Origin of the sequence: Xanthomonas sacchari (assembly GCF_040529065.1) — a bacterium.
GTDB classification, from domain to species: Bacteria; Pseudomonadota; Gammaproteobacteria; order Xanthomonadales; family Xanthomonadaceae; genus Xanthomonas_A; species Xanthomonas_A sacchari.
This window is the reverse complement of record NZ_CP132343.1, coordinates 4798290-4822797: the sequence shown is the minus strand read 5'-3', so window position 1 is coordinate 4822797 and position 24508 is coordinate 4798290. Positions and strand designations below refer to the sequence as shown.

General features: G+C 69.5%; 22 protein-coding genes and 1 pseudogene. 13 read left to right on the top strand and 10 right to left on the bottom strand.

Features of this window, described 5'->3' with window-relative positions; genetic code table 11:
- Positions 1-99: 99 nt before the first annotated feature.
- Both RAB71_RS20550 and RAB71_RS20545 read right to left on the bottom strand, forming a co-directional pair.
- Positions 100-1146 carry a FecR family protein gene (locus RAB71_RS20550; protein ID WP_010343762.1) on the bottom strand — a complete coding sequence of 349 codons (1047 nt, stop codon included), beginning with the start codon at positions 1144-1146 and terminating at the stop codon, positions 100-102.
- Positions 1127-1699, bottom strand: coding sequence for an RNA polymerase sigma factor (locus RAB71_RS20545; RefSeq protein ID WP_010343761.1), 573 nt, complete (start codon positions 1697-1699; stop codon positions 1127-1129). The genes RAB71_RS20550 and RAB71_RS20545 overlap by 20 nt, the downstream gene beginning before the upstream one ends.
- Here RAB71_RS20545 and RAB71_RS20540 point away from each other — a divergent pair.
- The 6 genes and pseudogenes from RAB71_RS20540 to lepB form a co-directional block, all read left to right on the top strand.
- Positions 1610-2575: pseudogene (locus tag RAB71_RS20540) on the top strand (cyanophycinase); the annotation flags it as partial. The gene RAB71_RS20545 and the pseudogene RAB71_RS20540 sit on opposite strands and share 90 nt — an antisense overlap.
- Before the next feature lie 261 nt (positions 2576-2836).
- Complete coding sequence (locus RAB71_RS20535; protein WP_234006673.1) at positions 2837-3802, top strand: isoaspartyl peptidase/L-asparaginase family protein; 966 nt, start codon at positions 2837-2839, stop codon at positions 3800-3802.
- A gap of 216 nt (positions 3803-4018) precedes the next feature.
- Positions 4019-6178, top strand: coding sequence for a peptidyl-dipeptidase Dcp (gene dcp, locus RAB71_RS20530; protein ID WP_010343759.1), 2160 nt, complete (start codon positions 4019-4021; stop codon positions 6176-6178).
- Between the two features lie 101 nt (positions 6179-6279).
- Positions 6280-6789: a hypothetical protein gene (locus RAB71_RS20525; protein ID WP_010343758.1), complete on the top strand. Its 510-nt coding sequence runs from the start codon at positions 6280-6282 to the stop codon at positions 6787-6789.
- Positions 6790-6944: 155 nt separating this feature from the next.
- Positions 6945-7337: a hypothetical protein gene (locus RAB71_RS20520; RefSeq protein WP_010343757.1), complete on the top strand. Its 393-nt coding sequence runs from the start codon at positions 6945-6947 to the stop codon at positions 7335-7337.
- Positions 7338-7472: 135 nt separating this feature from the next.
- Positions 7473-8102, top strand: a complete 630-nt coding sequence (lepB, locus tag RAB71_RS20515) for a signal peptidase I (protein ID WP_010343756.1) — start codon at positions 7473-7475, stop codon at positions 8100-8102.
- Positions 8103-8226: 124 nt separating this feature from the next.
- On the opposite strand, the gene RAB71_RS20510 is transcribed toward lepB, so the two are convergent.
- The gene (locus tag RAB71_RS20510; protein WP_010343755.1) at positions 8227-9156 is read right to left on the bottom strand and encodes an oxidoreductase; all 930 of its coding nucleotides are present in this window, start codon (positions 9154-9156) and stop codon (positions 8227-8229) included.
- Positions 9153-10205, bottom strand: a complete 1053-nt coding sequence (locus tag RAB71_RS20505; protein ID WP_010343754.1) for an MBL fold metallo-hydrolase — start codon at positions 10203-10205, stop codon at positions 9153-9155. Before RAB71_RS20505 ends, RAB71_RS20510 begins: the two co-directional genes overlap by 4 nt.
- A gap of 92 nt (positions 10206-10297) precedes the next feature.
- Here RAB71_RS20505 and RAB71_RS20500 point away from each other — a divergent pair, with 92 nt between their 5' ends.
- On the top strand, positions 10298-10930 hold the full coding sequence (locus tag RAB71_RS20500) for a TetR/AcrR family transcriptional regulator (RefSeq protein WP_010343753.1): 633 nt from the start codon (positions 10298-10300) through the stop codon (positions 10928-10930).
- 33 nt (positions 10931-10963) lie between these two features.
- On the opposite strand, the gene RAB71_RS20495 is transcribed toward RAB71_RS20500, so the two are convergent.
- The 3 genes from RAB71_RS20495 to RAB71_RS20485 form a co-directional block, all read right to left on the bottom strand.
- The gene (locus RAB71_RS20495; RefSeq protein WP_010343752.1) at positions 10964-11314 is read right to left on the bottom strand and encodes a VOC family protein; all 351 of its coding nucleotides are present in this window, start codon (positions 11312-11314) and stop codon (positions 10964-10966) included.
- 70 nt (positions 11315-11384) lie between these two features.
- Positions 11385-12107: a helix-turn-helix domain-containing protein gene (locus RAB71_RS20490; RefSeq protein WP_029562206.1), complete on the bottom strand. Its 723-nt coding sequence runs from the start codon at positions 12105-12107 to the stop codon at positions 11385-11387.
- 90 nt (positions 12108-12197) lie between these two features.
- A complete protein-coding gene (locus tag RAB71_RS20485) occupies positions 12198-13115 on the bottom strand; it encodes an alpha/beta hydrolase (RefSeq protein WP_010343750.1) in 918 nt (305 codons plus the stop codon).
- A gap of 92 nt (positions 13116-13207) precedes the next feature.
- Between RAB71_RS20485 and RAB71_RS20480 the strand changes: the two genes are divergently transcribed.
- Positions 13208-14125 carry a LysR family transcriptional regulator gene (locus RAB71_RS20480; protein WP_010343748.1) on the top strand — a complete coding sequence of 306 codons (918 nt, stop codon included), beginning with the start codon at positions 13208-13210 and terminating at the stop codon, positions 14123-14125.
- Between the two features lie 36 nt (positions 14126-14161).
- Here RAB71_RS20480 and RAB71_RS20475 read toward each other — a convergent pair whose 3' ends face one another.
- Complete coding sequence (locus tag RAB71_RS20475; RefSeq protein ID WP_026144209.1) at positions 14162-15130, bottom strand: LysR family transcriptional regulator; 969 nt, start codon at positions 15128-15130, stop codon at positions 14162-14164.
- A gap of 108 nt (positions 15131-15238) precedes the next feature.
- Between RAB71_RS20475 and aceB the strand changes: the two genes are divergently transcribed.
- From aceB to RAB71_RS20455, 4 genes are all read left to right on the top strand, one after another.
- Positions 15239-16879: a malate synthase A gene (gene aceB / locus RAB71_RS20470; RefSeq protein WP_010343746.1), complete on the top strand. Its 1641-nt coding sequence runs from the start codon at positions 15239-15241 to the stop codon at positions 16877-16879.
- Positions 16880-17025: 146 nt separating this feature from the next.
- On the top strand, positions 17026-18321 hold the full coding sequence (aceA, locus tag RAB71_RS20465; protein ID WP_010343745.1) for an isocitrate lyase: 1296 nt from the start codon (positions 17026-17028) through the stop codon (positions 18319-18321).
- A 236-nt stretch (positions 18322-18557) separates the two neighbouring features.
- Complete coding sequence (locus RAB71_RS20460) at positions 18558-19601, top strand: diguanylate cyclase (protein WP_010343744.1); 1044 nt, start codon at positions 18558-18560, stop codon at positions 19599-19601.
- A 27-nt stretch (positions 19602-19628) separates the two neighbouring features.
- Positions 19629-22256 carry a putative peptide modification system cyclase gene (locus tag RAB71_RS20455; RefSeq protein WP_010343743.1) on the top strand — a complete coding sequence of 876 codons (2628 nt, stop codon included), beginning with the start codon at positions 19629-19631 and terminating at the stop codon, positions 22254-22256.
- Here RAB71_RS20455 and RAB71_RS20450 read toward each other — a convergent pair.
- A complete protein-coding gene (locus tag RAB71_RS20450; RefSeq protein WP_019799789.1) occupies positions 22208-22564 on the bottom strand; it encodes an NHLP-related RiPP peptide in 357 nt (118 codons plus the stop codon). The genes RAB71_RS20455 and RAB71_RS20450 overlap by 49 nt on opposite strands.
- A gap of 161 nt (positions 22565-22725) precedes the next feature.
- Between RAB71_RS20450 and RAB71_RS20445 the strand changes: the two genes are divergently transcribed.
- Positions 22726-23892, top strand: a complete 1167-nt coding sequence (locus tag RAB71_RS20445; protein WP_010343741.1) for a putative peptide maturation dehydrogenase — start codon at positions 22726-22728, stop codon at positions 23890-23892.
- Positions 23893-23910: 18 nt separating this feature from the next.
- Here RAB71_RS20445 and RAB71_RS20440 read toward each other — a convergent pair whose 3' ends face one another.
- Complete coding sequence (locus tag RAB71_RS20440; protein ID WP_010343740.1) at positions 23911-24417, bottom strand: cupin; 507 nt, start codon at positions 24415-24417, stop codon at positions 23911-23913.
- Positions 24418-24508: the final 91 nt, after the last annotated feature.

Genomic DNA, 24508 nt, shown 5'->3' with positions numbered 1-24508 from the left:
GTTTTCTCCCCTAACGAGCGCGGAGCGCGCCTTCGTAGCTCCAGGACGAACGAGACCGGCAAATCCCCCCGCCATCGCGCCTGGCCGGCGCGCGGCGGCTCACCGGCTGTGCAACAGCACCGTGTCGCCGCGGCGTTCGGCGCGGATCGGGAAGCCCTGTTCGAGCAGGCGCACGAAGGCGTCGACATTGGACCAGCGCACGTTGCCGCCGACCCGCAACGCCGCGGCGCCGGCATCGGCGACCTGCAGCTTGACCGTGTTGTAGCGATTGAACTCGGTCACCGCCGCCTGCAGCGGGGTGTCGTCGAAACTCAGGTAGCCGCTGCGCCAGTCCAGCACGCGCTCGGCCTCGGCCAGCGCCACCCGCCGTACCAACACCCCGTGCGGGCCGGCCTGGGCGATGCTGCCGGCGTGCAGCAGCAGCGGCGGTGCCTGCGGTGCGCCGGCCGATTCCAGCCGCACCGTGCCTTCGGTGACCACCACGCGCAGCGCGTCGGCCTCGCGGCGCACCGCGAAGCGCGTGCCCACCGCCACCACCCGGCGCGCGCCGCTGTCGACCACGAACGGCCGGCCCGGATCCTTGCTCACCGCGAAGAACGCTTCGCCGCGCTGCAGGTCGATGCGCCGCTGCGCGCGCGATAGCGCCACCGCGATGCGGCTGTCGCTGCTCAGCGTGGCCTGCGAACCATCGGCCAGGGCCACCGGGCGCAACTGGCCGGTGACGCTGGCATAGGCGGTGGGGACCGGTTCGACCGCATGGCGCCAGAGCAGGGACAGCACCGCGACTCCCAGCACTGCCGCGGCCAGTGCGGCCGGCCAGCGGCGTCGCGGCCGTGCGCGCGGGCGTGGGGCGAAGCGCAGGCCGCGCAGATCCGGTGCGGTCGAGGTCGCCGGCGCGACCAGGCGGCCGCCCAGGCCCTGCCAGCGGCCGCGTTCGGGCACCTGCCCATCGCGCTGGCCTGCGCCCAGCGCCTGCAGGCGCCCGCTCTCCTGCCAGGCGACCTGCAGGCGCAGGAATGCGACCCTGTGCGCGGTGGCCGCGGCCAGCCACGCATCCAGGCGCGCCTGCCGTGCGTCGGTCCAGTCGCCGCGGTCGCGCCGCGCCAGCCAGGCCGCCGCACGCGCCTCAATCCACCTGCTGTCCATCGCGTGCCCGCGCCTGCAACGGCTTCGCCGGCGCCGCCGCGCCCTCGTCGCCATGGAAATGATCGGCCAGCAGGCGCATGCCGCGGGCCACCTGCTTCTCCACGCTCTTCTCGCTGATTCCCAGGCGCACGGCCACCTCCTTCTGCGGCAGTTCCTCGACCCGCCGCAGCCAGACCACGCTGCGGCAGCGGTCCGGCAACCGGTCGAAGGCCGCCGCCAGCCGACCCAGCACCTGCCGTCCGCCGCACCAGCGTTCCGGCGACAGCTCGTCTATCAGGACGTGCATCGACTCCAGATCCCCCACCGCCTCGATCGACACCACCCGGTTGCGGCGCAGCCGGTCGGTCATCAGGTGCCGCGCGGTGGCGAACAGGAACGACTTGGGCAGGCTCGGCCGCGCCTTGCCGGCGGCCTCGTAGACGCGCACGTAGATCTCCTGGCGCAGGTCGTGCCATTCCTCGCGATGCGGCCAGCAGCGCCGCAGGTAGCCGCTGAGCGCCTGCTCGTGGACCAGGATTTCTTGGACGAACCAATCGTCGAGGGAAGCGGACATGGATTCCACATTAGCCGATCGCCGGCAGCTGCGGGCAAGTGCCGCGCAGGCGAACGTGGGAGGGTGGCGCGGCGGGGGGAAACCGTGCCGCCGTTCGTCCCCTCTCAGCAACGAGCCGCACGCTCGCCTGCCCGCCCCGTTCCCGAGGAGATCCGCATGCCCCGTTCCGTCGGCCTGTTCCGGCCCTGGCTCTCGCTGCTGCTGGGCCTGTGCCTGGCCACGCCCGCCGTCGCGCGCGATTACCGCCAGTATCTGGTCGGCGATCCGGCCGCGCCCACGCCCGGCCCGGTGTCGCCCGGCCTGCTGCTGATGGGTGGCGGCGACCGCAACTACGACGCGCTGCGCTGGTTCATGGCCAAGGCCGGGCATGGCCACGTGGTGGTGCTGCGCGCCTCGCAGGCGGGCGAGGTGGGCGAGGAGTTCTACCGCAAGGTCGGTGGCGTGGCCTCGGTCGAGACGTTCGTGTTCAGCGGCCGCGGCGCCTCCAGCGATCCGGCGCTGTTGCGCGCGCTGGCCCGCGCCGACGGCATCTTCATCGCCGGCGGCGACCAGTCGCGCTACGTGCGCTACTGGAAGAACACGCCGGTGGCCGACGCGCTGGACGCGCACGTGCGCGCCGGCAAGCCGCTGGGCGGCACCAGCGCCGGCCTGGCGATGCTGGGCGAGTACCTGTACGGCTCGATGGACGGCGGCAGCATCACCAGCCCGGCGGCGTTGTCCGACCCGCTGGGGCCGGCGGTCACCATCGAAACCGACTTCCTGCACCTGGACCTGCTCAAGCGGGTCATCACCGACACCCACTTCCGCGAGCGCGACCGCCTCGGCCGCCTGTTCGCGTTCCGCGCCAAGGCCGCCACGCTGGCACCGAAGGCGGAACCGCTGATCGGCCTGGGCGTGGACGAGAGCGCCGCGCTGGCGGTGGAGGGCGACGGCACCGCGCGCGTCTATGCCACCGATCCGCAGGCCGTGGCCACCGTGGTCGCCGGGCCGCTGACGCCGCCCACCCCGGCCGGGCAGCCGCTGCAGGCCGCCCGCATCGAGACCGTCGGCGTCGGCCCCGGCTCCACCCTGCACCTGCCCGACGGCCGCGTAGAGGCGCCGGTATTCCACCGCTACTACGCGGTGCAGGACGGGCGCATGCGCGAGATTCCCGCCACCACCCTGGTGATCCATGGCGGTGCCGGCGTCGAGCGCGCCAGCAGCAGCGCCGCCGACCTGGCCGAGGCGCGCGCCGCCATGGAGACCGCGCTGCGCACCGGCCAGGCGCTGCTGGCGCAGGGCAAGCCGGCGGTGGATGCGGTCGCCGCCGCGATCGCCGTGCTGGAGGATTCCCCACAGTTCAACGCCGGCAAGGGCGCGGTGTTCACCCACGACGGCCGCAACGAACTGGACGCGGCGATCATGGACGGGCGCACCGGCAAGGCCGGCGCGGTGGCCGGCGTGCACCGGGTCAAGAACCCGATCGAACTGGCGCGCGCGGTGATGGACCAGTCCGAGCACGTGATGCTGGTCGGCGATGGCGCCGAGGTCTTCGCAAAGCAGCACGGCATCGCCCTGGTCGACCCGTCCTACTTCCGCACCGAGAAGCGCTGGCAGCAACTGCAGCAGGCGCTGAAGGAAGAGGCCAACAATCATGCGCACGCCGACCTGGAAACCGCCAAGCACTTCGGCACGGTGGGTGCGCTGGCGCTGGACCTGCAGGGCAACCTGGCCGCCGGCACCTCCACCGGCGGCATGACCAACAAGCGCTATGGCCGCGTCGGCGACTCGCCGATCATCGGCGCCGGCACCTTCGCCGACAGCCGTTGCGCGGTGTCCGGCACCGGCTGGGGCGAGTTCTACATCCGCGCGGTGGCCGCCTACGACATCTGCGCGCGGGTGAAGTACGCCGGGCAGAGCCTGGCCCAGGCCGCCGACGCGGTGATCGACCAGCAGATCCCCAAGGCCGGCGGCGACGGCGGCGCCATCGCGCTGGGCGCCGACGGCAGCGTGGCCTTCCCGTTCAACACCGAGGGCATGTACCGCGGCTGGATCGGCGCCGACGGCGTGCCGCACGTGGCCATCTTCAAGGACGAGGCGCTGCCGCTGCCCGGCGGGCAGTGAGCCTTGCACGCCGGCGTGCCTGCGCGGTGCGCCGGCCGGCCTGGGAATCGCGCTGCGGGCCCCGTGCTGGTGGCGCCGGCGCCCGGCCCGTGCCCGGCGATCTGTACGCCGGCTGGCTGCCGTGCCGGGCCGAGCCAATGGCACATGCCGCTGCCATCCAAACCCGGTAACGTGCACGGCTGTCTTGGCCCCAGGTCCTCTCAGGAGTTCCACCTCATGTCGCGTAACGTCGTTCTGGCCGCTGCCATCAGCTTGGCGCTGGCCGCCTGTTCCGGTAAGGAGTCCACCCCCGTGCCCGCCGCCCCCGCTGCTCCGGCCGCCGCGCAGCCCGCCGCCGCCGCCAACCCGCTGCTGACCCCGAGCACGCTGCCGTTCCAGGCGCCGCCGTTCGACAAGATCAAGGACAGCGACTACCTGCCGGCGTTCGAAGAAGGCATGAAGCAGCACCTGGCCGAGATCCGCAAGATCGCCGACAACCCGGAGCCGGCCACCTTCGCCAACACCCTGGAAGCGATGGAGCGCAGCGGCGAGACCCTGACCCGCGTGTCGCGCATCTTCTTCGGCCTGGTCCAGGCCGACACCAACGACGCCCGCCAGAAGATCCAGGAAGAGATCGCGCCCAAGCTGGCCGCGCACCAGGACGAGATCAGCCTGGATCCCAAGCTGTTCGCGCGCATCAAGAGCCTGTACGACCAGCGCGACACGCTGACCCTCGACCCGGAGCAGAAGCGCCTGGTCGAGTACGAATACCAGGAGTTCGTGCGTGCCGGCGCGCAACTGTCCGACGCCGACAAGGCCACCCTGCGCAAGCTCAACGTCGAAGAGACCACCCTGGCCACGCAGTTCCACACCAAGCTGGTCGCGGCCACTGCCGCCGGCGCCGTGGTGGTGGACGACAAGGCCAAGCTCGACGGCATGTCCGACGGCGACATCGCCTCGGCCGCGCAGGACGCCACCGCGCGCAAGCTCGACGGCAAGTACCTGCTGGCCCTGCAGAACACCACCCAGCAGCCGGTGCTGGCCTCGCTGAAGGACCGCGATCTGCGTCAGCAGGTGATGGCCGCCTCGCAGTCGCGCGCCGAGAAGGGCGACGCCAACGACACCCGCCAGACCGTGCAGCGCCTGGCGCAGCTGCGCGCGCAGAAGGCCAAGCTGCTCGGCTTCGGCAGCTACGCCGCCTACAGCCTCAGCGACCAGATGGCCAAGACCCCGGCCGCGGCGCTGAAGCTGCTCACCGACACCGTGCCTGCCGCCACCGCCAAGGCGCGCAGCGAAGCGGCCGAAATGCAGAAGGTGATCGACGCCCAGAAGGGCGGCTTCAAGCTCACCGCCGCCGACTGGGACTTCTACGCCGAGCAGGTGCGCAAGGCCAAGTACGACCTCGACGAAGCGCAGATCAAGCCGTACTTCGAACTGGACAACGTGCTGCAGAACGGCGTCTTCTACGCCGCCAACCAGCTGTACGGCCTCACCTTCAAGGAGCGCACCGACATCCCCACCTACCACGACGGGATGAAGGTCTATGAAGTGTTCGACAAGGACGGCAAGTCGCTGGCGCTGTTCTACACCGACTACTTCAAGCGCGACAGCAAGTCCGGCGGCGCCTGGATGGACGAGTTCGTCGGCCAGAACGGCCTGACCGGCACCAAGCCGGTGGTCTACAACGTCTGCAACTTCACCAAGCCCGCCCCGGGCCAGCCGGCGCTGCTGAGCTTCGACGACGTCACCACCATGTTCCACGAGTTCGGCCATGCGCTGCACGGCATGTTCTCCAACGTGAAGTACCCGACCCTGGCCGGCACCGCCACCTCGCGCGACTTCGTCGAGTTCCCCTCGCAGTTCAACGAGCACTGGGCGTCGGATCCGAAGGTGTTCGCGCACTACGCCAAGCACTACCAGACCGGCGAAGCGATGCCGGCCGACCTGGTGGAGAAGATCAAGAAGTCGCGCACCTTCAACCAGGGCTACGCCACCACCGAGTACCTGTCGGCGGCGCTGCTCGACCTGTCCTGGCACACCCTGCCGGCCGACGCGCCGCTGCAGGACGTGGACAAGTACGAGGCCGACTCGCTGAAGAAGTACAAGGTGGACCTGGCCGAAGTGCCGCCGCGCTACCGCACCACCTATTTCGACCACATCTGGGGCGGCGGCTACTCGGCCGGCTACTACGCCTACTTCTGGTCGGAAGTGCTCGACGACGACGCGTTCCAGTGGTTCAAGGAGCACGGCGGCCTGACCCGCGCCAACGGCGATATCTTCCGCGACAAGATCCTCTCGCGCGGCAACACCGTCGACCTGGCCACCCTGTACCGCGACTTCCGCGGCAAGGACCCCAGCGTCGAGCCGCTGCTGGAAAACCGTGGTCTGAAGAACTGATCGGCGCTGGCCGATCGGGTGTGTGGAGAACGGGATGGCCTTGCGGCCATCCCGTTTTTGTTGGAGTGTCCGGAGACTCCATCCACCACAAGGAGATGGCCATGAAGGGAAGCTGGATTGTCGGTATGGCGCTGCTGGGCGCCTGTTTTGCGGCGTCTGCCGCAGGGCGATTGGATATCCGACTGGAACACACGCAAGCAGCCAGTGAGAGCACGGGCACAGCGGTCATTACGATCACTCTGGCCAACGCGGGCGATCAGCCGATCGCGGTGCCGGATGCCTATATCCCCGAGGTGAACCGCGACGGGCAACTGCAAGCGAATGTGTTCCGAGTGCTGCAGGAGGACGGAAGTCCTGTGGCCTACCGTGGCATCTACGTGAGCCAGCTACCGGGTTCGAGGCCCGACGTGATCCTGCGTCCGGGCGAGTCGAAATCCGCGACGGTGGATCTGTCCAGGAACTACCGGATCGTGCCTGGACGCCGCTACTTGGTGGCTGCGCAGCCGTTGCTGCGGTACCGCGAATTGCTGGCGGCGACAGTGGCGAACGCTCCCGATCAGGTGGGCCCCATGAAGGCTGCCACGTACAACCGCATCGAGGTCACACCATAGGTAGCTGCCGAGGGCGTGACCGCCGTGCTTTTGCTCGCACGCTGGCGCGCGCTGCGGTCTGGGAAAGTACGCTCGAACCGCCCAGGTGGCGTGTCTCGACAGATGCGGCATCATTGCGGCTGATTCATTCACCCGATGCATAGGAGTCTCGAAACATGATGGTGGGTCTGGCGCTTCTGATGAGCGTGGCAGCGGGTTCGGCGCATTTCCACGAATCGAGACCGGAGAGCTTTTCCAATGTCTGCTGGTCCGAGGCTGGCGGAGATTTGCTGGGGACGACGATCTGGATCCTGCCCGCCGCCGATGGCACTCGGCTGTTGATCCAGCGCTACGAGGGCGGTCCGTTGACCCCGTCCTTGTTCTCGACGCATGCCGAAGACGAAACGCTCGTGGTGTACTCGGACCGGAACGAACCGCTCTACGCGGTGCGTCGCGACGGGAAAGGCGCGCGAATCACCTATCTCAATGGCGAACAAGGGAGGGATGGCGGAAACGAGGAACGTTTGCCTCCCGTCGTCAAAGTGGGTGAGTTTCCGGACTGCAAGTAGTTGCCGTCTGCATGGTGTCGGCATGCGTCTGTGCCGGGCGGCGCCATGCCTTTCGTCACTGGCTTCCCGAGCCGCCGAGCGCGCACTGTCGCCATGACACGTCCCGTGCCGCCCTCGCTCATCCCAGGTGCCCCCATGACCCACGCCGATCCGCATGCCACCCGCCTGCAGCGCGCCGCGCGCTGGACCCGCAAGGAACTGGTGCCGATGGCGGTGATGCTGTTGCTGCTCACCGCCGCGCGGTCGTCCTTCGCCAATCACTACGTGGTGCCCTCCGGCTCGATGCAGCCGACGCTGCAGCCCGGCGATCGTGTTGCCGTGGACATGAGCGCTTACGGGCTGCGCGTGCCGTTCACCGAGTACCGCGTGTTCGAACGCGGCCGGCCGCAGCGCGGCGACGTGGCGGTGTTCGATTCGCCGCACGACGGCACGCGCCTGATCAAGCGCGTGGTGGCGGTGGCGGGCGACCGTGTGGATGTGCGCGATGGCCATCTCTCCATCAACGGCCAGCCGCTGCAGATGGGCGCCGCAGGCGATGCCGAGCGGTTCGGCGCGCGCATCGCGCGGCTCGACCTGGACGCAGGCGGCGGCCCGGACCTGCACGACGTGCGGGTGCCGCGCGGCAAGCTGCTGGTCATGGGCGATCATCGCGGCGACAGTTTCGACGGCCGCTATTTCGGCTTCGTCGATGCCGACAGCGTCTGCGGCAAGGCGCTGGCGGTGTTCTATCGCCGGAGAGAGGGATTGGAGTGGGCGCGGCTGTAGCAGCCGCTAGTAACGACGGGGCGTGCTGCGTAGGAGCGGCTTCAGCCGCGACGGGCATTCCCGGTAACGCCTGTCGCGGCTGAAGCCGCTCCTACGAAGGCCACCTGTTGGTGCCGCGGTGCAGTCAGAACGCCACGCCGGCCAGCGTGCACGCCACGTCCCACAACTTCGCAGCGACCTGCGGGTCGCGCGCCTGCCGGGCGATCCTGGCCGGAGCCGGGTCGCCTTTCAGCTCGAGCAGGCCGTCGGGCCCGTAGTAACCGCCGGGCTGGGCGTTCGGCGAGGTGGCGGCGTAGAGCGTGGGCAGCGCACCGGCGGCGGCGGACTGGGTGATCCATGCGCCCAGCCACTGCGTCGCCGCGCCGATCGCGGTGCGGCGACCGTCGACCGCCGGGCCATTGGCGATCAGCGCCGTCTGCGCGAAGCCGGGATGCGCGGCCAGCGCGCGTACGCCCCAGCCCTGCGCGTCGCTGCGCCGCTGCAGTTCCAGCGAAAACATCAGCATCGCCAGCTTGGATTGCCCATAGGCCTTCCACGGCCGGTAGGGACGTTCGCACTGCAGGTCGTCGAAGTCGATGCGGGCTTGGCGATGCGCCAGGCTCGAGAGGTTCACCACGCGTGCGCCCGGCGCGGCGCGCAGCAGCGGCAACAGGCGCGCGGTCAGCGCGAAGTGGCCGAGGTAGTTGCTGCCGAACTGCAGTTCCAGGCCGTCGGCGGTGGTCTGTCGCTGCGGGGGCGCCATCACGCCGGCGTTGTTGATCAGCAGATCCAGCCGCGGGGAGCGCGCCGCGATGCGCGCGGCGAAGGCGGCTACCGACGCGAGCTGCGCCAGGTCCAGGGCTTCCACGCGAACGTCGGCCGCCGGATGCGCGGCCAGGATCGCCTGCCGCGCAGCCTCGCCCTTGCCCGGGTTGCGGGCGGCCAGCACCACGCTGGCGCCCGCGCCGGCCAGGGCCTGCGCTGTCTCGTAGCCGAGGCCGCCAGGGCTGGCACCGGTGACGATGGCGATCTTGTCGCGCTGCGACGGCAGGTCGGCCAGGGTCCAGCGGTTCACAGCGACAGCCCCTGCGCCAGTGCGCGCCACCAGCGCTCGCCGTGCGCGGGCTGCGCCAGGTCGACGCGCTCGCCCATGCGTGGTGTGGCCAGTGCCACGCCGGCAGCGTCGGCCAGCGTCGCGAGGCGTTCGAAGGGTTCGTGCCAGGCGTGCATGGCCAGGTCGAAGGTGCCATTGTGGATCGGCAGCAGCGTGCGTCCACCGATGTCCAGATGCGCCTGCAGGGTCTGCTCCGGCTGCATGTGCACGTGCGGCCAGTCGACGTCGTAGGCACCGTTCTCGATCAGGCTCACATCGAACGGGCCCAGCCGCTCGCCGATCGCCTTGAAGCCGTCGGAGTAGCCGCCGTCGCCGCTGAAGAACAGCTTCAGGTCGGGCGTCTCGATCGCCCACGAACACCACAGCCGGCGCCCACGGTCGAACATGCCGCGTCCGGAGAAATGCTGCGCCGGCGTGGCGGTCAGCGTCACCCCGTCCACCGTGGTCGACTGCCACCAGTCCAGTTGCCGCACCTTGTCCGCGGCCACACCCCAGCGCTGCAGCAGGTCGCCCACGCCCAGCGGGGTCACGAAGGTCCCGCCGCGCTCGGCCAGGCGGCGGATGCTGGCGCGGTCCAGGTGGTCGTAGTGATCGTGCGAGAGGATCACCCCGGCGATGGGCGGCAACGCGTCCAGCGCGATCGGCGGTGCGTGGAAGCGGCGTGGGCCGGCGAACGGAAACGGCGAGACGCGCTCGGAGAACACCGGGTCGGTCAGCCACAAACGCTCGCGCAGCTTGAGCAGCACGGTGGAATGGCCGAGCCGGTACAGGCTGCGGTCGGGCGCCGCCAGCAACTGGGCGGCGGTCAACGGCAGCACCGGCAGCGGCTGCGCGGGCACCGCCTCGGGCGACTTGCGGGTCAGCAGGTGCCACAGGATCCGCACGGTCCCGGCCAGACCGGGCGCGCCGCTGGTGCCCGCGGTGGCGTTGCGGAAGCGGCCGTGGCGGTACTGCGGCGACGCCAGATGCGCGGGCGGAACAGGAGACAGCGAGGAAGCGGACGCGGACATGGCAGCAACCCTTGGAAGACGAGCGCGAGAATTACACTACACAGTGTAGTTTCCTTTGCGTGAAAGTAAACTGGTCGGTGTAACATCCGGACATGGCTTCTCTTTCCACACCCGCTTCGGCACGGCTGACCGAGCGCAAGCGCCAGGCGATCCTGGAGGCGGCGATCGCCGAGTTCCATGGCCATGGCTTCGAGGCCACCAGCATGGACCGCATCGCGGCCAGCGCCGGCGTGTCCAAGCGCACCGTCTACAACCATTTCCCCAGCAAGGACGCGCTGTTCGACGAGATCCTGGTGCAGCTCTGGCAGCGCAGCCTGGACACGGTCGGCGTGCCTTACGACCCGCAGCAGCCGCTGCGCGCGCAGCTGCTGCAGTTGCTGCAGCAGAAGCTGCAGATGTTTGACGATCCCGCCTTCCTCGGCTTGTCGCGGATGGCGATGGTGGAAGGCCTGCGCGCGCCCGAGCGTGCGCGCGAGCTGGTCGCGCGCCTGGGCAGCAAGGAGGAGGGCACCCTGGTCTGGTTGCGCGCGGCCCTGGCCGATGGGCGGCTCAAGCCGCTGCAGCCCGAGTTCGCCGCGCAGCAGTTGCATGCGCTGATCAAGGGCTTCGCGTTCTGGCCGCAGTTGAGCATGGGCCAGCCGCCACTCAGCCCCGCGCAACAGGCCGAGGTCGCCGCATCGGCGGCCGACATGTTCCTGGGGCACTACGCGCGCGATCCGGACTAGCGCGGCCGCATCGCCGCGCGTGCGCAGCGGGCATCAGCCCTCGCACCACACCGCCAGTTCGTAGCCGTCGCGGTCGGCGAAGTGGAAGCGGCGCCCGCCGGGGAAGTCAAATACGGGCCGCACGATGCGGCCGCCGGCGGCCTCGATGCGGGCCTGGGTGGCGGCGAGATCGTGGGAGTACAGCACCACCAGGGCGCCGCCGGGTTGCGGCGTGCCGTGGAAGAAGCCGCCGCTCAGGCGGCCGTCGCGGAATTCGCAGTAGTCCGGGCCGTAGTCCTGGAAGGTCCAGTCGAAGGCCTGGCCGTAGAAGGCCTTGGCCGCGGCGATCGAGGCGACGGCGAATTCCAGATAGTCGATGCGGTGGTGTTGCTCGGCGCGGGACATGGGCGGCTCCTGTGGACGAGCCGCCAGTATCCCGCGCCGCGGCGGCGTCGGCTTGGCGAAAACGGCCAGCTCAGCGCGCGTGGCGTTGCACCAGTTCGCGCGGGCGCAGGCCGGTCAGTTGCTGGCTGTCGCGCACCAGGTGCGGGGCGTCGCCGTAGCCGGCCTCGAGTGCCGCTGCGGTCAGACTGGGATGCTGGCGCACGATGCCCAGGAAGCGCTGCAGACGGAGAATGCGTTCCAGCGTCTTGGGGCCGTAGCCGAAGGCCTCGTGGCTGCGTCTCCGCAGCGTGCGTTCGCTGATGCCGAGCATGCCGGTCAACGCGGCCAGCCGCGGCGGCGTGCTGCCGGCGAGTTGCCCGAACAGCCAGGCCATTGCGGGATCGGCCTGCAGCGGGCGGCTGGCGCACAGCGCGTGCAAGGCCGCCAGCGGATCGGTGGCCTCTTCCAGCCGTGCCTGCCAGTCGCGGCCGCGCACGCCCCACAGCGCGTCCAGCGGCACGCGCTGGTCGGCGACGGCATGCAGCGGCACGCCGAGCAGGCTGGGCCCGGCCCCCGCAGCCAGCCGCACCGCGGTCAGCACGCTGCCCGGCGCCACTGTGGCGTCGCTGGCGCAGTGGTCCGGTCCGGCCACGAACAGCGCGCGGCCGTTCCAGATCAGGTCGACGCAGCCGTCGGGCAGCACCTGCGTCGCGGCGGTGTCGGCCTCGCCCTGGCGGAAGCGCCAACTGCAGCGCAGGTGATCGCGCAACGCCGGTGGTGCGTCGCATTCGGCGTAGCGGGAGGGCAGCGACATGCGGTGCGGGTAGGGCGAGGGAACCAGCCGCCACACTAGCAGCCGCATCGCCGTCCCAGGCGCTGCGGCGCCGTCCCGTTGCGCCATTGATCAGGTAGCGGGCGCTGGCGTCGCCGCCAGGTGCGCAACGAACCAGTCGCGTGCCGCGCCGCTGGAGGCCTCGAACTGTTCGACGTAGGGCACGAAGTGACCGCCGCGCAGCATCAGCAACTGCTTCGGTTCCAGTGCCTGCGCATAGGCCTGCAACTGGAAGTCGGTGCCGGAAATGTAGTCGCGGTCGGCGACGATCATCAGCAACGGAGTCGGGCTGATCGCCGCGGCGAAGCATGCCGGCTCGTAGCCGCGGCTCCACTCCGCCGAGCGCAGCGTGGTCCAGTTGCGCCAGTTCGGTGCGATCGCACCGGCGCCCTCGAAGAAGGCGCGCGCGTCGTCGCTGGGAAAAAGCGCATCGGCGGCGCCGATCACGGCCTTGCGTGCGGGTTCTGCGCCGCGCAGCACCGCCAGGCGATCCGCGGCGAACGCGGCCTGCAGGGCCTCGGCGCGCTCGTAGCTGCCGCGGCGCAGCCCGTTGCGATAGCCGGCCAGGCCGGGCACCTGCGCGACCACCGCTTTGACCCGCCGATCGGTGGCCGCGACCTGCATGGCGTGCGCGCCGCTGTAGCTGGTGCCCCACACGCCGATGCGCGTCGGGTCGACGCCGTCCAGGCTGCCGGCGTAGGTGATGGCGTGGCGGCAATCCTCGATCTGGCGCCAGGGATCGATCTCCTGCCGCGGCGTGCCGTCGCTGTCGCCGAAGCCGCGGTGGTCGTACACCAGCACGGCGAGGCCGGCGGCGGCAAACACTTCGGCGTAGCGATCCAGGTAGGCCTCCTTGACCAGCGACCAGCCGTGCGCCATCACCACGATCGGCGCGGGCGCGGCGGTTGTCGGCATGGGCCGGTACAGCCAGCCGCGCAGGGTGACGCCGTCGGCGTCGAAGGCGATGTCGTCGCGGGAATGGGAATGCATGGGACAGGCTCCTGTGCAGGGCCGCGGTGCCGCGGCGGGGCACTCACCATGCACGCGCACCGCTGCAATCCGGCATTGCGTAAACTGCAACGATGCACGATTTCGAGCGGATGTTCGGCCAGTTGCAGGCGTTCCTCGACGTGATCGAGGCGGGCAGCCTGTCCGCCGCGGCGCGTCATCGCGGCGTCGCCACGTCCTCGCTCAGCCGCAGCCTGGATGCGCTGGAGAAGGCGCTGGGCACGCAGCTGCTGATCCGCTCCAGCCGCAGCCTGAGCCTCACCGAGGCCGGACGCGTCCTGCAGGCGCGCGCCGCCACGCTGCTCGGCGGCCTGGCCGACACCCGCGCGGAACTGGCGCAACTGCAGGGCGAGGTGGCGGGCACCTTGCGCCTGAGCTGCCTGCCGTCGTTCGGCCGCACGCAGCTGATGCCGTTGCTGGCGGCGCTGGCGCGGCGGCACCCGCAGTTGCACGTCGACCTGGACCTGGTGGAGCGGTTCGACATCCCGCTGCGCCGGCGCCTGGATGCGGTGATCCGGCTCGGTCCGGATCCGGCGCCGGACGGCGCGTTGCGGCTGGCCCCGTTGCGGCGGGTGGTCTGCGCCAGTCCCGCCTACCTGCACGGCGCCGGGCCGGTCGACCGCTTGCCGGCGCTGGCCACGCACGCGTTGCTCGACAAGCGCCACGACGACACGGTCATCAGTTGGCGCCATGTGCTCGGCGCGGACGCGGCGCTGCCCACGCGGCGGCTGCGCTGCGACGATCTGGAAACCCTGCGCCTGGCCGCGCTGGATGGCCTGGGCGTGGCCTGCCTGCCGACCTGGCTGGTCGGCGAGGATCTGCGGCGGCATCGCCTGCGCGCGCTGTTCCACGAGGCGGCGTTGCCGTCCGGGCCGCAGCAGTGGCTGTGGCTGGTGCCGAGCCAGACGCCGCTGCCGGCGCGGGTGGCGCGATTGGCGCATGTGCTGCGGCAGGCGATCGGGCAGCCGCCGCAGTGGGATCGCCCCGGCTGAGCGGCGCGATGCCGGCGACGGCATGCGCCGCCGCGCTCAGCGCTCCGACGGCCCGCTCTCGTCGTAGCCGCGCGGGGTGAACAGGTCCGGCTGGATCAGTTCGATGAAGGCGCGTGCCTGCGGCGACAGGTACTTGCCCTTGCGCACCACCACGCCGTAGCTGCGCGCCGGGAAGTAATCGCCCAGGGCGCGGGTGGCCAGGCGCGCGCGGTCGGCGTCGGTGAGGCAGATCGAACTGACGATGGACACGCCCATGCCCATCGCCACGTACTGCTTGATCACTTCCCAGCCGCCGACCTCCAGCGCCACGGTGTAGGGCACGCGCGCCTGCTGGAACACCAGGTCGACCAGGCGGTAGGTGACCTGGCGCCGCGGCGGCAGGATCAGCGGGTAGGGCGACAGGTCCTCCAGGGTCAGCTTCGGCTTGCGTGCCAGCGGATGGTCGTGCGGGGCGATCAGCAACTGTTCGAAGCGGTACACCGGGGCATAGCTGAGGTCGGCGGGGACGTCGAGCATGGAGCCGACCGCCAGGTCCACCGCGTCCTCGCGCAGCAGGTCGGTGCCGTCGGCGCTGATCGCGTTGTGCAGCGTCAGCCGAACCTGCGGGTGGCGGGCGCGGAAGGCCTCCACGATCTTCGGCAGCAGGTAGAGGATGGTGGAACTGTTGGCGGCCACGTTGAGCTCGCCGGCGTCCAGCCCGCGTGCCTTCTCGCGGAAGTCGGCCTCCAGCCGGTCCAGGCTCTCCACCAGCGGCTGCGCCATCTCGTACAGCAACTGGCCCTCGCGGCTGGGCACCAGGCGCCGGCCGCTGCGCTCGAACAGCACCACCCCCAGTTCCCGTTCCAGCGCCTGCAACTGCAGCGTCACCGCCGGCTGGCTGACGAACAAGGCCTCCGCGGCCCGCGACACCGCCCCCAGGCGCACCGTCTGGCAGAACGCACGCAACGGTTTGAGCCGGTCGGATTTGTAAGGAAATCGAGGGGTTGCAGCGCTTCCCGTGGCCATGACGTAATGGATATAAGGCTGACTTATATAAAGCATTGACAAAACTGCTTTGTCAAATACATGCCCTGGCATCACGGTGGAGCCCCGGAAACATCGAGGAATCCCCACATGTCCGCCCCCGCTTTCGCTGTCGCTCCAGACCCCACGCGTTCCACGCCGGGCATCGCGCTCACCACCTCGCTGGCCGGCCAGGACGCCCTGCTGCCGCCGCCGCTGCTGGCCCTGCTGGTGTCGCTGCACCGGGCGATCGAGCCGGAGCGGCAGGCGCGGCTGGCGGCGCGCCGCGAGCGCCAGGCGTTCTTCGACGCCGGCGGCTTGCCGGACTTCCGTGACGACACCCGTGCGATCCGCGAGGGCGACTGGCAGGTGGCGCCGCTGCCCGAGGCGCTGCAGGACCGCCGGGTCGAGATCACCGGACCTACCGATCCGAAGATGGTCATCAACGCGCTGAACTCCGGCGCCAAGGTGTACATGGCCGACTTCGAGGACTCGACCGCGCCGACCTGGCGCAACCTGGTCGCCGGCCAGCGCGCGCTGGCCGAGGCGGTGGCCGGGACGCTGACCTTCACCTCGCCGGCCGCACGCGACGGCAGCCCGGGCAAGCGCTATGCGCTGCGTCCCTACGAGGAACAGGCGGTGCTGATCGTGCGCCCGCGCGGCTGGCACCTGGACGAGAAGCACGTGCTGGTCGATGGCCAGCCGCTGGCCGGCGGCCTGTTCGATGCGGCGCTGTTCGCCTTCCACAACGGTCGCGCGCTGCAGGCCAAGGACCGCGGCCCGTACCTGTACCTGCCCAAGCTGCAGTCGATGGAGGAAGCGGCGCTGTGGGAGACCGCGCTGGCCCACATCGAGGACATGCTCGGCCTGCCGCAGGGCCAGATCAAGGTCACCGTGCTGATCGAGACGCTGCCGGCGGTGTTCGAGATGGACGAGATCCTGCATGCGCTGCGCGGGCGCATCGTCGGCCTGAACTGCGGCCGCTGGGACTACATCTTTTCCTACCTGAAGACCTTCCGCCGGCATCCGGACCGGGTGCTGCCCGAGCGCGGTCAGGTGACCATGACCCAGCCGTTCCTGAAGGCCTATTCGGAACTGCTGATCCGCACCTGTCACCGCCGCGGCGCGCATGCGATGGGCGGCATGGCCGCGCAGATCCCGATCAGCCACGACGAGGCGGCCAACGAACAGGCGATGGCGCGGGTGCGCGCGGACAAGCTGCGCGAGGTCACCGCCGGCCACGACGGCACCTGGGTGGCGCACCCGGCGCTGATCCCGATCGCCCGTGCGGTGTTCGACGAACACATGCGCACGCCGAACCAGCATGCGGTGCGCCGCGAGGACGTGCAGGCCGACCGCGACACGCTGATCGCCCCGTCCACCGGCACCATCACCCGCGCCGGCTTCGAGGGCAACATCGAAGTGTGCGTGCGCTACCTGGCGGCGTGGCTGGACGGCAACGGCTGCGTGCCGATCCACCACCTGATGGAGGACGCCGCCACCGCCGAGATCAGCCGCAGCCAGCTGTGGCAATGGCTGCACGTGGGCGGCCTGCACCTGGACGACGGCACCGCCATCGATTTCGCCCTGTTCGACGCCTGCCTGCGGCAGTTGCCGGCACGGCTGGGCGAGCGCGCGCTGCTGCCGGGCGGGGCGCGGGTGGACGAGGCCATCGCGTTGCTGGATCGGCTGACGCGCGACGAAGAACTGGCCGATTTCCTGACCTTGCCGGCCTATCAGTTGATTGATTGATGGGACGCCGGGAATGGGGATTTGGGAATGGGGAATCGTGAAAGCGATGTCCCTGCGTCTGACTCCTTCCATGCCGGCCAGGCCTTCAATCCAGCCACACCCCCACCGTTTCATCGCTGCATCCATTTTTTCGAGGAGAACGCCAGATGAGCACCACGTTGCAGACCGCCGAACAGATCCAGCGCGACTGGGACACCGATCCGCGCTGGGCCGGGATCACCCGCAACTACACCGCCGCCGACGTGGTGCGCCTGCGCGGCACGGTGCACGTGGAGCATTCGCTGGCCCGGCTCGGTGCCGAGAAGCTGTGGAAGTACCTGCATGAGAAGGATTTCGTCAACGCGCTGGGCGCGCTGACCGGCAACCAGGCGATGCAGCAGGTCAAGGCCGGGCTCAACGCCATCTACCTGTCCGGCTGGCAGGTGGCCGCCGACGCCAACCTGGCCGGTCAGATGTACCCGGACCAGTCGCTGTACCCGGCCGACTCGGTGCCGGCGGTGGTCAAGCGCATCAACAACACCCTGCTGCGTGCGGACCAGTTGCACCACGCCGAAGGCAAGGACGAGATCGACTTCCTGCAGCCGATCGTGGCCGATGCCGAGGCCGGCTTCGGCGGCGTGCTCAACGCCTTCGAATTGATGAAGGCGATGATCGAGGCCGGCGCGGCCGGCGTGCACTTCGAGGACCAGTTGGCCTCGGTCAAGAAGTGCGGGCACATGGGCGGCAAGGTGCTGGTGCCGACCCGCGAGGCGATCGAGAAGTTGAACGCCGCGCGCCTGGCCGCCGACGTGATGGGCGTGCCGACCCTGCTGGTGGCGCGCACCGATGCCGAGGCCGCCGACCTGGTGACCAGCGACATCGACCCGAACGACCGCCCGTTCACCACCGGCGAGCGCACCGTCGAAGGCTTCTTCCGCACCCGCAAGGGCCTGGACCAGGCGATCAGCCGCGGCCTGGCCTACGCGCCCTACGCCGACCTGATCTGGTGCGAGACCGGCAAGCCGGACCTGGAGTTCGCGCGCAAGTTCGCCGAGGCCATCCACGCCAAGTTCCCGGGCAAGCTGCTGGCCTACAACTGCTCGCCCAGCTTCAACTGGAAGAAGAACCTGGACGACGCCACCATCGCCAAGTTCCAGCGCGAGATCGCCAGCTACGGCTACAAGTTCCAGTTCATCACCCTGGCCGGCTTCCACGCGCTGAACTACTCGATGTTCAACCTGGCGCACGGCTATGCGCGCCGGCAGATGAGCGCCTTCGTCGAACTGCAGGAAGCCGAGTTCGCCGCCGCCGACCGCGGCTTCACCGCGGTCAAGCACCAGCGCGAGGTCGGCACCGGCTACTTCGATGCGGTGACCCAGGCGATCCAGCAGGGCCAGTCCTCGACCACCGCGCTGACCGGCTCGACCGAGGAAGAGCAGTTCCATGGCGAGAAGGCGGCCTGACCTGCAGCCAGGTGCCGATCGATCGCCCCTCCCTGGCAGGAGGTGGGAAGCCCGGGTTCGCCCGGGCTTTTTTTACGCGCGGGTGCCGATGGCGCGGCGACGATGTCTACCGCGTGCGACAGCTTGCTGTGGCGTCTCCTGGCGGGGCGAGATTGGCTGTGAAATGTATCGTGAGCGCCATGTGTAGGTGATATGCTCACCGGACAGGGGCCAGCGACGTCAGATTAGGGGGCCGGATGAGCTGCGACAGCGCCGCATCCACCGCACGCGGCACAATTTCCAACGCTGCGGTCGCTCCGAAGCCGAACGAGCTGGCGGTGCTGACCGCCGCGGAATTGCGCCTGTTTTCCGAATTCGGCCGCGCCCGCACGGTGCGCGCCGGCGACGTGCTGTTTCGCCGCGGCGACGGCGGCAGCGCCATGTTCGTGATCACCAGCGGCGTGATCGACCTGGATTTCGGCGAGGACCTGGTGGTCAAGCACCTGGGCCACGGCGAGTTCTTCGGCGAACTGGGCCTGCTGATCGGCAACCACATGCGCAGCGCCGACGCGCTGGCCGCCAGCGACGGCGCGCTGGTGGAGCTGGACCACGACGATTTCCAGCGCCTGGTCGAGCGCGACCCGGGCGTGGTCGCCTACTTCCTCCGCCGCACCATCGTGCGCGTGGTGATGAACGAGCAGACCCTGATCCGCCAACTGCGCCGGCGCAACCGCGACCTGGAAGCGGCGCTGGACAACCTCTACGCCACCACCCATCAGCTGACCCAGACCGAAGAGCTGGTGCGCACCGACGAACTGACCGGCCTGCACAACCGCCGCGGGCTGATCCTGCGCCTGCAGGAGTGCCGCCGCGACGGCCGCTCGCCCGGCCCGGGCCTGTTGCTGATCGACTGCGACCGCTTCAAGCACATCAACGATGCGCACGGCCACCTGGTCGGCGACCGCGTCTTGCAGAACGTCGCCAACATCCTGCGCTCGGTGGCCGGGCCGGACGACATCGCCTGCCGCCTGGGCGGCGACGAGTTCTGCCTGCTGGTGGCCGCCGGCAACGTCGAGGACCTGCGCCGCATCGGTGAGTTCGTGCTCGCCACCGTGCAGAACCTGCTGGGCGTGCCGCACCCGGCGCCGCACATCTGCCCGGTCAGCATCGGCATCAGCCGCGTCGATCCGCACTCGGACTGGAACGACTGGTACGCCAACGCCGATGCGGCGCTGTACGAGGCCAAGCGCCAGGGCGGCAATCGCCTGTACTGGCACGACCTCGCCTCTGCCCCCTGCTGAGCCACCGCGTCCCGCCGAGCCGCCGCCATGACCGACGCCATCGCACCGCCGCCCGAGGTCCCGCAGCTACGCACCCTGCTGCTGACCGACCTGTGCGACTCGGTGGCGCTGGTGGAAAAGCTCGGCGACGCCAACGCGGCCGAGCTGTTCAAGCGGCACGACTCGCTGGTGCTGGAACTGCAGCAGCGCTGGCGCGGGCGCCTGATCGACCGTTCCGACGGCCTGCTGCTGTTGTTCGAACGGCCGATCGACGGCCTCGGCTTCGCCCTGGACTACGGCCGCGGCCTGCGCGAGCTGGGCACGCAGCGCAAGCTCGACCTGAAGGTGCGCGCCGGCCTGCACGTGGGCGAAGTGCTGACCTGGCGCAACAGCGACGCCGCCGTGCAGGTGGGCGCCAAGCCGCTGGAGGTGGAAGGCCTGGCCAAGCCGACCGCGGCGCGGCTGATGACTCTGGCCCGGCCCGGGCAGATCCTGCTGTCGGCGGTGGCCGAGTCGCTGACCCACCGCGCTGCGCGCGAACTGGGCGAGCGCGGCGAGCGCCTGCTGTGGAAATCGCACGGCCGCTGGCGCTTCAAGGGCGTGCCGACCCCGCTGGAGATCTACGAAGTCGGCGAGATCGGCCACACCCCGCTACGCGCGCCCAAGCCCACGCCCAAGGCCTGGCGCGATATCCCGCTGTGGCGCCGGCCGGCGGCGCTGGCGGCGGAGGCCGCGCTGATCGCCGCGTTCGCGGTCGGCATCTGGTTCGTCACCCGCCCGCAGCCGGCCATCGCCTTCGCCGAACGCGATTGGGTGGTGGTGGGGGATTTGCGGAATCTGACGGGCGATGTGGCGTTGGACGATTCGCTGCAGCAGGCCTTTCGCATCAGCCTGGAGCAGTCGCGCTACGTCAATGTGCTCAGTGATCTGAAGGTGCGCGATACGCTTACGCGGATGCGCCGCGATCCGGAGCACACGCCACTTGATCGCGCCACGGCCTCTGAGATCGCGCAGCGCGACGGCGCGCGCGCCGTGCTGCTCGCCACGGTGTCGGAGGTCGGCGGGCGGGTGCGGGTGAGCGCGGAGGTGGTCGATCCGCGTACGCAGGCGACCGTCTATGCCGAGTCCCGCGACGGCCGCGGCGCTGGCTCGGTGCTGGCGTCCATCGACGCGGTGACCGCTTCGCTGCGCGAGCAGTTGGGCGAAGGCGAGGAGGTCATCAGGAAGAACTCGCCTCCGCTGCCCAGTGTCACCACCAGCAGCCTGGACGCTTTGAAGGCCTATGCGATCGCGATGAAGTACTTCACTCGGCGTGATTTCCGATCCGCCGATCAGTACTTCGTCAAGGCGGCGGAGATCGACAAGGACTTCGCGCTGGCCTACATGGGATCGATGCGGGTCGAGATCTCCACCGCCAACAATCGCGCGGCGTTGCAGTACCTGGCCAAGGCCATGGCCCTGCGCGACCATCTGTCCGAGCGTGATGCGCTATACCTGGATGCGTGGGCGAGCGAACTGGGGCCGCACCCGTGGCGGCAGGCCAAGCAGAAGTGGAAGATGCTGTCGGAACTGTATCCGGACTACTACGCCGGCGCGGCGCAGTTCGCCTGGGACGAGTTCACCGAGGGCAATTACGCTTCCGCCGAGCATAGCGTGCAGAAGTTCGCGGTGCCGCAGAATCCGCTGCGCGACGTGGCGGTGGAATTGCAGGGTCGCATCTACCTGGCGCAGGGCCGTTACGGCGACGCGCTGAACGCCTTCAAACAGGCCGAGGAGCTTGGTGGCTATCCCGCAACCCGACGCCACGCCGCTGCGTTCGCTGCGATGAAGGACTATCCGGCAGCTGGCAGGATCATGGCGGCACTGGCGGCGTCAGGAGCAGCGCTGACCGACCACTTCGAACAGATTTCCATTCCCTTGGACCAGGGGCGCTTGGGCGATGCCGCCGCTGCCGCGCAGGCGGCGGTGGCTGCGTCGGCGGATGCCGAGCCAGTGATCCGCTATCCCCTGCAGATCGCACAGCAGGCGGTCGCCTTCGTCACCGATCCGCGGACGGTGGATCGGACGATGTTGGCGCGGATCGCTGACGAAGCTCTGGAGCGCGCGGTCCACGGCGATGCTGGCGATCGCGACGATCTCGTGATCGTGGCGATGTCGGCGATCCGCCTGGCACAGCGCAGCGGCGACCACACGCTGTACGACGTCCACGCTGCGCAGCTCGCTTCGCTGGTCACGCAGTCCGGCTTCCCGCCGATGATCAAGCTGCTGTCCCTGCTGCGGGCGCAGCAGTTCGTCGATAGCGGAAATCCCGAGCGCGCGGTCGCCTTGTTGCGTGAACAGATCGATGGCCGGGAGCCGTATCAACTCCACGTCAGCCTGCGCGACGCGTTGCTCGCGGCCGGCGAGAAGAAGCAGGCCCTGGCCGAAAACGACTGGTTGGTCGCGCGCCGCGGCCTGGCGTACATCGAACCGATCGGTGGATTGGCCCTGCAATCGATGAATGTCGCCGATGCGAACCTGGCAGTGGTAAGTACCACGGAAATCCTGGCCAGCCTGGGCCAGACCGACCAGGCGCGGCAGAAGGCGGAAACCTTCCGTCGTGCCTGGGCGGGGCAAGCGCTACCGACCTATTTGGCGGTCAGGCTGGCGACAACGGAACCTGCTTCGAAGCAGTGAACGACCGTATGCGTGCCCTCGGCGGTGAGGTAGGCCAGCAGCAGTTCCAGGGCTTCCTGGATTTCTTCCTTGCTCGCCAGGTCCGACGTGCACAGGCAGGTCGGCTCCTCAACCGCGGCGGCGGCGCGTTGATCGGACAAGCCGAGGCTACGCAGCGCCGCGCCCGGATCCTGCGCGAACAGCGCGCGGAAGTCGTCGTCGGTGGACAGAAGCGTGAGCAATTGCTGGGCGGTGGCGAGATCGAAGGGCGGATGCCCCTGCGGCTGATCGGTCATGGTGTAGTCCCCTGTTTCGATATTGGTGGACATGCGATGTACGCATGGCGGCGGTGCGGTTGCCTCGGGCGCTGCCAGCAGCGATCGGGTCCGCGACGGTATCCTAGCAGTCCAGCATCTCTCCAATGTGGCCAATCGATGCAGCACTTACGCAGGGCGGAAACGAGGGATGCATGCGCGTAAGACGCTGCTCCGTGCTGTTTGTCGAGGCGCGGGAGCATGTGGCGTTCGACATGACCAGCCTGCTTCGTGGTGGTGCCGGATTGCGTCGCCGGCTGGCCTGGGTCGCCCTGGCGCCGCATCTGGATGGTGAGCTCGAACTCGATGCGGTCGACCTGCCGTTGCTCGGCCAGGTCAGTCCCACGGAATGGGTCGAGCGCGCGCAGTTGACCGATCATGCGGACGACGCGATCGAGCGGGCGCTCGAACGCGGTCTGCTGATCGGCGACGACGCGCGCTCTGCCGCGTTTCGCGAACGCGACGAGGCATTGCGGTCCGCCTATTGGTGGCCAGCTGCCGCCGTGGCGCATTGGGCAAGCCGTTGGCAGGGTATCGACGGAGTGACTGCGATGGAACGCAATGGCATGGTGTCCGCCCCGGACCTGCGCCGCAAGCTGGGCGCGCCGCCGCCGGAGGTGCAGGACATCGGGTCCGGCCTTGCCAGGATTCCATTGCCGCGGCTGGACGATGGCGCCTTTGAGGCCATGCTTGCGCGTCGCGTTACCTGTCGCAATTACGACGATGCCCGCCCGCTGCCGCACGCGCTGTTCCTGCGAATGTTGCAGCGGGTGCTGATGGCGCGGGCGACGCTGAAGGTCCAGGACGACACGGTGTTCCTGAAGAAGAACGTGCCGTCCGCCGGCGGGCTGCACCCGACCGAAGCCTACCTGCTGATACGCCGGGTGGAAGGAATCGAACCCGGCCTGTACCACTACCACCCTGTGGATCACGCGCTAACCCAGCTGCCGTGCCTGGGACCGGACATCGATACCTTCGCGAGGGTGGCGCTGGCCGGCCAGCATTGGTTCGCCGACGCTCACGTGCTGGTCCTGCTGGCGCCGCGATTCAACCGGACGTTCTGGAAGTATCGCCAGCATGCCAAGGCCTATCGCGCGCTGACTCTGGACGTCGGCCACATCTCACAGGCGCTGTACTTCTCTGCCACCGATCTGGGGTTGGGCGCGTTCGTCACCTCTGCCATCAATGATGTCGATCTCGGCAAGGCACTGGACCTGGATCCGATGCGCCAGAGCGTCATGGCGATCTGTGGCTTCGGTTGGCGGTCCGAGCGCGCAGCGACGACCGAGTTCGATCCGGCCTGCGATGTCTGGGCGGCGGGGCCAACTTCGCGGCAAGCATGATCCCGGGCGACGACGCGATCAGTCAACGTCGACAGGTCTCTTCCAATGCTCCAGCAATGGCCCATCCGCCCCGAGCAGCGGATTGCTCCGCGGAAACGGCACATTGGCGATCCGTTGCAGCATCGCGGCGCTGGGCGGCTCCCGGCAGATATCCCAGTCCTGGCCGTCCGGATAAGCGCCGACGACCAGGAAGTCGGCGCTGGCCGACAACCGGCAATGGCCTGTCCCGGCCGGCAATAGCAGCGCATCGCCGGCCGCGAGCGCGACCTCGATGCCGCCCGGACCGCCGAGCAGCACGCGGGCGCTGCCGCGGGCGACGCCGAGCATTTCGTGCGCGGTGGAATGGTAGTGGTGATAGTCGTAGATGCCGTCGCGCCATTGCGGCGGCCAGCCGTGCGCGGCGAAGCGACGTTCGAAGCCGTCGGCGTCGATGGCGCCCACGCACTGCCGGTAGTGCAGCACCGGCAGGAACGGGTGGTTGGGCACCCAGTCGTGCGGCGGCAGTTGCCAGTGGTCCAGTGACATCGGCAGATCTCCTGCATGGCCGTTAGCAGTTCGATGCTAATCGGCCGACGTCGTCGCCATGTCGGCACGCGGGACGGCACGCGGCGTGACC

Coding starts and splice junctions, on each gene's coding strand:
- RAB71_RS20550 (WP_010343762.1), bottom strand. CDS start 1,146: ATGGACAGCAGGTGGATTGAGGCGCGTGCGGCGGCCTGGCTGGCGCGG.
- RAB71_RS20545 (WP_010343761.1), bottom strand. CDS start 1,699: ATGTCCGCTTCCCTCGACGATTGGTTCGTCCAAGAAATCCTGGTCCAC.
- RAB71_RS20535 (WP_234006673.1), top strand. CDS start 2,837: ATGCGCGAGATTCCCGCCACCACCCTGGTGATCCATGGCGGTGCCGGC.
- dcp (WP_010343759.1), top strand. CDS start 4,019: ATGTCGCGTAACGTCGTTCTGGCCGCTGCCATCAGCTTGGCGCTGGCC.
- RAB71_RS20525 (WP_010343758.1), top strand. CDS start 6,280: ATGAAGGGAAGCTGGATTGTCGGTATGGCGCTGCTGGGCGCCTGTTTT.
- RAB71_RS20520 (WP_010343757.1), top strand. CDS start 6,945: ATGATGGTGGGTCTGGCGCTTCTGATGAGCGTGGCAGCGGGTTCGGCG.
- lepB (WP_010343756.1), top strand. CDS start 7,473: ATGACCCACGCCGATCCGCATGCCACCCGCCTGCAGCGCGCCGCGCGC.
- RAB71_RS20505 (WP_010343754.1), bottom strand. CDS start 10,205: ATGTCCGCGTCCGCTTCCTCGCTGTCTCCTGTTCCGCCCGCGCATCTG.
- RAB71_RS20500 (WP_010343753.1), top strand. CDS start 10,298: ATGGCTTCTCTTTCCACACCCGCTTCGGCACGGCTGACCGAGCGCAAG.
- RAB71_RS20495 (WP_010343752.1), bottom strand. CDS start 11,314: ATGTCCCGCGCCGAGCAACACCACCGCATCGACTATCTGGAATTCGCC.
- RAB71_RS20490 (WP_029562206.1), bottom strand. CDS start 12,107: ATGTCGCTGCCCTCCCGCTACGCCGAATGCGACGCACCACCGGCGTTG.
- RAB71_RS20485 (WP_010343750.1), bottom strand. CDS start 13,115: ATGCATTCCCATTCCCGCGACGACATCGCCTTCGACGCCGACGGCGTC.
- RAB71_RS20480 (WP_010343748.1), top strand. CDS start 13,208: ATGCACGATTTCGAGCGGATGTTCGGCCAGTTGCAGGCGTTCCTCGAC.
- RAB71_RS20475 (WP_026144209.1), bottom strand. CDS start 15,130: ATGGCCACGGGAAGCGCTGCAACCCCTCGATTTCCTTACAAATCCGAC.
- aceB (WP_010343746.1), top strand. CDS start 15,239: ATGTCCGCCCCCGCTTTCGCTGTCGCTCCAGACCCCACGCGTTCCACG.
- aceA (WP_010343745.1), top strand. CDS start 17,026: ATGAGCACCACGTTGCAGACCGCCGAACAGATCCAGCGCGACTGGGAC.
- RAB71_RS20460 (WP_010343744.1), top strand. CDS start 18,558: ATGAGCTGCGACAGCGCCGCATCCACCGCACGCGGCACAATTTCCAAC.
- RAB71_RS20455 (WP_010343743.1), top strand. CDS start 19,629: ATGACCGACGCCATCGCACCGCCGCCCGAGGTCCCGCAGCTACGCACC.
- RAB71_RS20450 (WP_019799789.1), bottom strand. CDS start 22,564: ATGTCCACCAATATCGAAACAGGGGACTACACCATGACCGATCAGCCG.
- RAB71_RS20440 (WP_010343740.1), bottom strand. CDS start 24,417: ATGTCACTGGACCACTGGCAACTGCCGCCGCACGACTGGGTGCCCAAC.